Source organism: Ferroplasma sp. Type II (genome assembly GCF_000496155.1).
This window is the reverse complement of record NZ_KI542715.1, coordinates 2,740-4,086: the sequence shown is the minus strand read 5'-3', so window position 1 is coordinate 4,086 and position 1,347 is coordinate 2,740. Positions and strand designations below refer to the sequence as shown.

Genomic DNA, 1,347 nt, shown 5'->3' with positions numbered 1-1,347 from the left:
CATTCTCATCGCTCATGAAACCACAATCCTCGCTCCTGTATGATATAACAACCATTGCATCATATTCTACTAACAGTATATTCGAGTATGGCCATGCAAAGGATCATGCAGATCTTCCGGAAATCAACCTCTCACTTGTCATGGAGAGGAAAAGGTCACTGCCAGTATTATTCGAGATATATCCAGGGAGCATTGTGGATGTTTCCACCCTTGAGATAACGCTGAAAAGGATAAGAAATCTTGTACCGGAGATTGCAATCATCCTTGACCGCGGCTTCTTTTCACTGGACAACCTCAGGCTCCTCCAGGATCATGGATACATAATCTCAGCAACATACTCCAGGAAGGAGGTGAAGCATGTGTTCTCTTCCAACATGAAGAGGCTGGATTCTGCAGACAACACAATAATTCACAATGGCAAGCCCATATTTGCCATGCATGTTGATTTCTCCATTGGGGATCTTTCCCTTAAGGGATACCTCTATCATGACCTGGATCTGGAAATGGGGGAAAGGTCAAACTTCCACCGGCACATCAGGGATGCCATGGATGCGATGGAAAAGACTGTTCCAAGGGAGAAGAAAAATGCACAGATTGCCCAGATTAGATCCATTGAGGGAGAATATTGGAAGTACATAAGAACAACTGTAAGGGATGGAAAATACCACACAGAGGCAAGGAACAATGCCATATCCCAGAGGGAACACCGCATGGGGCGTTTCCTGCTTGTATACCATGGTGAATATACTCCTTCAGAATGCCTTGACCTCTACCGTGACAAGGATCGTGTGGAGAAAGCATTTGAAATCATGAAAACAGATCTGGATATATTTCCCCTTAGGGAGAGAAAGCCATCCACCATAAGGGGGCTTATCTTCATCCTCTACCTTTCATTGATAGTGAGATTGTCCATGAGAAGGATGTTGACAGAATCCGGATTGAACAGGAAATATTCCCTTGACAAGTTATTTCTTGAACTTGAGAAGCTGCAGATAATGGAGATTGATGGGAAAATGATTGAAAGGGAGAGAACCAAACAGCAGAATGAAATCCTGAAGGCCATTCAGTCGATAACATGTACCTAAATCTGAGGAGTTCAGGTTATTTATCAATATTACTATCAAAATTTATATATATATTTATGTATTAATTTCATTATGGATCGAAAAACTATTATAGCATTTTCATTTGCTACTATTATGATAGCTGCCGGCTTTACTGGGTTGTTGTACTATCGAATATGGTAAACTGCCAACCGATAAATCTATAGGTGTAAAAAATGAATGAAAATAAATTAGAAATTCAAAATAAAGCACATAAAAAACAAATTCCTAATAAATTTATATA

The 1,347-nt window shown here is 40.0% G+C and carries 1 protein-coding gene; it reads left to right on the top strand.

Annotated features, from left to right (window positions below; all coding sequences use genetic code 11):
• The coding region (locus tag AMDU4_RS05955) for an IS1634 family transposase (protein WP_290704359.1) at nucleotides 1–1,085 on the top strand (1,085 nt) is incomplete at its 5' end.
• Between the last annotated feature and the right edge of the window lie 262 nt (nucleotides 1,086–1,347).